This window comes from Frankia tisae (genome assembly GCF_025403405.1).
In the GTDB taxonomy this organism is placed as follows: Bacteria; Actinomycetota; Actinomycetes; order Frankiales; family Frankiaceae; genus Frankia; species Frankia tisai.
In genome coordinates, this window is sequence record NZ_JANEZT010000471.1 from 1 (window position 1) to 4,328 (window position 4,328).

At 72.5% G+C, this 4,328-nt stretch carries 4 protein-coding genes; 3 read left to right on the top strand and 1 reads right to left on the bottom strand.

Annotation, left to right across the window (positions count from 1 at the left end; genetic code table 11):
- The 3 genes from NBZ85_RS28250 to NBZ85_RS28260 all read left to right on the top strand — a co-directional run.
- Positions 1-841: enoyl-CoA hydratase-related protein (locus NBZ85_RS28250; RefSeq protein WP_308205231.1), on the top strand; the 841-nt coding region annotated here is incomplete at its 5' end.
- A gap of 80 nt (positions 842-921) precedes the next feature.
- Entirely contained in the window at positions 922-1,119 is a 198-nt protein-coding gene (locus NBZ85_RS28255) for a ferredoxin (RefSeq protein ID WP_261557431.1), read from the top strand.
- Positions 1,120-1,334: 215 nt separating this feature from the next.
- Positions 1,335-3,155, top strand: coding sequence for a bifunctional 3-(3-hydroxy-phenyl)propionate/3-hydroxycinnamic acid hydroxylase (locus tag NBZ85_RS28260; RefSeq protein ID WP_261563015.1), 1,821 nt, complete (start codon positions 1,335-1,337; stop codon positions 3,153-3,155).
- Between the two features lie 60 nt (positions 3,156-3,215).
- Here NBZ85_RS28260 and NBZ85_RS28265 read toward each other — a convergent pair.
- On the bottom strand, positions 3,216-4,328 hold a 1,113-nt coding region (locus tag NBZ85_RS28265; protein ID WP_261563017.1), incomplete at its 5' end, for a class I adenylate-forming enzyme family protein.

Below are 4,328 nucleotides of genomic sequence, written 5' to 3' on the forward strand. Positions count from 1 at the left end.
CTCCCCCACCAGAGCCCAGCCCAGCCGGCCCAGCCAGCTCGCCCACTCCCGAGGAACATTCATGCCGCTCAAGGACCTCACGACCGTCCTCTACGAGGTCGACGACCATGTCGCGACCATCACCCTCAACCGCCCCGAGCGGCTCAACTCCTTCACGGAGACGATGACGCTGGAGATGGAGGCGGTCTGGCACGAGGTCCGTGACGACGACGACGTGCGCGTCGCCGTCCTGCGCGCCGCCGGCGAGCGCGCGTTCTGCACCGGGCTGGACATCCAGGAGGGCCCCTGGTGGAACGACCAGAACCAGTGGAACCAGGAGGACCCCGGGGTCCGCCTCGGCCCGCGCAAGCAGTTCGTCTGGAAGCCGGTGATCACCGCGGTGCACGGCATCGCCGCCGGCGGCGCCATGTACTTCCTGAACGAGTCGGACATCATCATCTGCTCCGAGGACGCCACCTTCTTCGATCCGCACGCCAACGGCGGCCTCGTCTCCGCACTGGAGCCGATCGGGATGCTGGCCCGCAACATCCCCCTCGGCGACGTGCTGCGCTGGGCGCTGCTCGGCAACGACGAGCGGCTCACCGCCGAGACGGCCCTGCGGCTGGGTATCGTCACCGAGGTGGTGCCCCGCGAGCAGCTCTGGCCGCGGGCCGCGGAGCTCGCCGCCGAGATCGCCGCGCGCCGCCCGGAGGCCATCCAGGGCACCATCCGCGCGATCTGGGAGTCCCTGGACATGACCCCGTCGCTGGCCCAGCGGGCCGGGCTGTCGTACACCCAGCGCGGCAACCGCGGCGGCAGCCCCGTCCCGCCGAACGTGAAGCGCAAGCCCCGCTTCCGCTGACCGCACCCTCGACCAGACCCGGACGGCCGACCCCGAATCCCGGCCGACCCCGAATCCCAGCCGACGAGGACGACGAACGCATGCGTATCCACATGGAGCAGCCGGAATGCTCCGGTCACGGCCAGTGCTACCTGGTGAACCCGGGGCTGTACCCGCTCGACGACGACGGCTTCACCGCGCTCAGCGGTGACGTCACTGTGCCCGAGGGCGCCGAGGATGACGCCCGCCGCGGCGTCGCCGCCTGCCCCCAGCAGGCCATCTCCGTGCTGGCCGACTGACCGGCTGACCGGGGGGACCGGACCGGCGGACGAGGCTCGGAAAGCACGACAACGACAGGAAGCACGACAGCAGCAGAAAGCACGACAATGGCAGAACAGTAGCGACCCGGGCAGGACGCCGACGACGGGCAGGACCGCGACTACGGGCAGGACGGCGAGGCAGCCGCCACGGCACCACGATGGCGATCCGCTCCGGGCAGGAAGAGGAGACGGTAATGATCAGGGAATCGGCCGACGTGGCGATCGTCGGCGCGGGACCGTGCGGGGTGACGCTGTCCAACCTGCTGGGCACCTACGGGGTGAGCACCGTCGTGCTCGACCGGGAGTCCGGGGTCATCGACTATCCGCGGGCCGTCGCCGTGGACGACGAGTCGTTAAGGACGTTCCAGGCTGTCGGCCTGGTCCACGAGGTGCTCGCCGACTGCATCCAGAACGCCCCGATCCGCTACCACAACTCGCAGGGCAGGGTGCTGGCGCACGTGGGGCCGAGCGGGCAGCCGTTCGGCTGGCCGCGGCGCAACCTGTTCTTCCAGCCGTTGATGGAGGCGACGCTGCGCCGCGGGCTCGACCGCTTCGCGGGCGTGCGGCTGCTCGCCGACACGGAGGTGACCGGGCTGGAGCGCACCGCCGACGGCGTGGTGCTGACCGGCGCCCGCAACGGCGAGGATGTCACGGTCACCGCCCGCTACGTCGTCGGCGCCGACGGCGGGCGCAGTTTCGTGCGCCGCAGCGTCGGCGTCGAGCTCGCGGGCGAGACGAACCCGTCGAAGTGGCTGGTGGTCGACGTCTCCGACGACCAGCTCGACGCGCCCTACTCGGCGGTGCACTGCGACCCGGTCCGCCCGTCGATGACGATCCCGTTGCCCTACGGGCACCGCCGCTTCGAGTTCAAGCTGCTGCCCGACGAGACCGACGAGCGGATGGTGACCGACGAGGTCGTCATGGGTCTGCTCGCGCAGCACTACCGGGACACGCCGATGCCGCGGATCTCCCGGCGGCGGATCTACTGGCACCACTCCCGCATCGCCACCACCTTCCAGGTCGGCCCGGTGTTTCTCGCCGGCGACGCCGCCCACCTGCAGCCGCCGTTCTTCGGCCAGGGGATGAACTCCGGGATCCGGGACGCGACGAACCTCGGCTGGAAGCTCGCCGCGGTGCTCGCGGGCCGGGCCGACGAACGCCTCCTGGACACCTACGACGCCGAGCGGCGCGCCCACGCCGAGACCATGGTCTCCTTCGCCACCCGGGTCGGCGCGATGTACGAGCCGCGCAACCGGTTCACCGAACGGGTGCGTGACGCGTTCTTCGTCGGCGTCCAGCGCATCCCCGGGGCCCGGGACTACATCCTGCAGATGAAGTACAAGCCGCTGCCCCGCTACACCGAGGGCGCGGTCCTGGCCCCGGCGACCCCGGACAAGGGTTCGCCGGTGGGCCGGATGTTCGGCCAGCCGTCGGTGGAGACCGCTGACCGGCTGCGGATGAAGCTCGACGACGTCATCGGCCCGTCCTTCGCCGTCCTCGGCATCGGGCGTGACCCGGCGGCCGCGCTGTCCGCGGAGGGCCTGGCGTTCTGGCAGGCCCTGGGCGCGCTGACCATCCGGGTGGACCCGGCCCGCACCGCGCGGCGCGGCGCACCCGCGGAGGACAGCGCCGCCGCGGCGACCCCCGCGAACACCGCCGCCGAGGCCTCCGCGACCACCGCGGGCGCCCCCGCGGGCGAGGCCCCGACCAGGTCGACCGGCGGGATCGGCACCGGCGCCTCGCATGACCGGGCGCCGGGCACGCCCACGGACCCGCGGACCGGGTCGCTGCTGGTGCGCGACATCGACGGGGCGTTCCGGGATCTGCGCCTGGGCCGCCCCACCGACGAGATCATCATCCTGCGCCCGGACCGCTACGTGCTGGCGGTGTGCCCGGCCGCGGAGCTGGAGGCCACGACGCGGCGGCTGCGCGCCCTGCTGGGAGTGCCCCCCGCCGCCGCCCGGGACGACAGCACGGGCCCGGTCGCGCCGCCCACGGCCAGCCCACGTTTCTGATTCCGGTGTCACCGGCCGCGGTCGCCTGCGAAAAAGGCGACCGCGGTCGGTCCTGCGTGCTCAGGCGTCGGCGGTGACGGACTCCCGTAGCTGCTTCTTGAGCGCCTTGCCCATCGCGTTACGGGGGATGGCGTCGAGGAGCTCCAGCCGTTCGGGCGTCTTGTAGACGGCCAGGCCCTTCTCGCGGCAGAACGCGGCCAGGTCGGGCAGGGTGAGCGGGCCCGCGCCCTCGGCCTGCACCACGAAGGCGGCGCACCGCTCGCCGGTGCGCGGGTCGGGTAGCCCGACGACGGCCACCTCGGCGATGCCGGGATGGGTCAGCAGGACGTTCTCCACCTCCAGCGCGGAGATGTTCTCGGCGTTGCGGACGATGACGTCCTTGAGCCGCCCGGTGATGTATATCCAGCCCTCGGGATGGTGGATGCCCAGGTCACCGGTGTGGAAGTAGCCGTCGGGGGTGAAGGCCTCGGCGTCGAGGGAGGCGTCGACGTAGCCGGTGAACAGTTGCGGGCCGGCGATGCACAGCTCGCCCTCCTGGCCCCGCGCAACCTCCGTGCCGTCGGGGTCGCGGACGCTGATCCGCACGCCGGGGCCCGGGCGGCCCGCGGCGGTGCGCAGCCGCTCGGGCGGATCGCCCGGCGACGGGTAGCCGGCCATCGGGAACTCGGTCAGGCCCCAGCCGTTCATCAGGCCGTCGCCGCCGAGCTCCGCGATGGCGCGGTCGTGCATCCCGGGCTCGCTCGGCGCCCCGCCGGCCATGAAGAACCGCAGCCGGCCGAACAGCCGCTCCGGGCCGTGGGCGGCCTGCGCGTTGAAGGCGGCTTGAGCGTTGAAGTAGGCGTGGAAGTGCGGCGCGGCGCTGCCGAGCATCGTCGACCCGTGCCGCGCCAGTGCCAGCGGGGCGGTGCGGGGGTCGAAGATGTCGACGAGCACGACCTTGCAGGCCGTCCGCAGGCCCAGCGACAGCACGCTCGACCCGCCGATGTGAGCGATCGGGAACGCGATCGAGGCGACGTCGGTCTCGTCGAACCCGAGCTGGGACACCATCGAGTTCGACCCGGCGATGACGGAGGCGTCGGTGTGGCGCGCTCCCTTGGGGAAACCCGTGGTGCCCGACGAGTAGAACACCCAGCGCACGTCGGCGTCGGCGTCGCCGGTGGGCGGGGGCGGCGG

Excerpts from the sequence above, each read along its gene's own strand:
- NBZ85_RS28255 (WP_261557431.1), top strand. The coding sequence starts at position 922 with ATGCGTATCCACATGGAGCAGCCGGAATGCTCCGGTCACGGCCAGTGC.
- NBZ85_RS28260 (WP_261563015.1), top strand. The coding sequence starts at position 1,335 with ATGATCAGGGAATCGGCCGACGTGGCGATCGTCGGCGCGGGACCGTGC.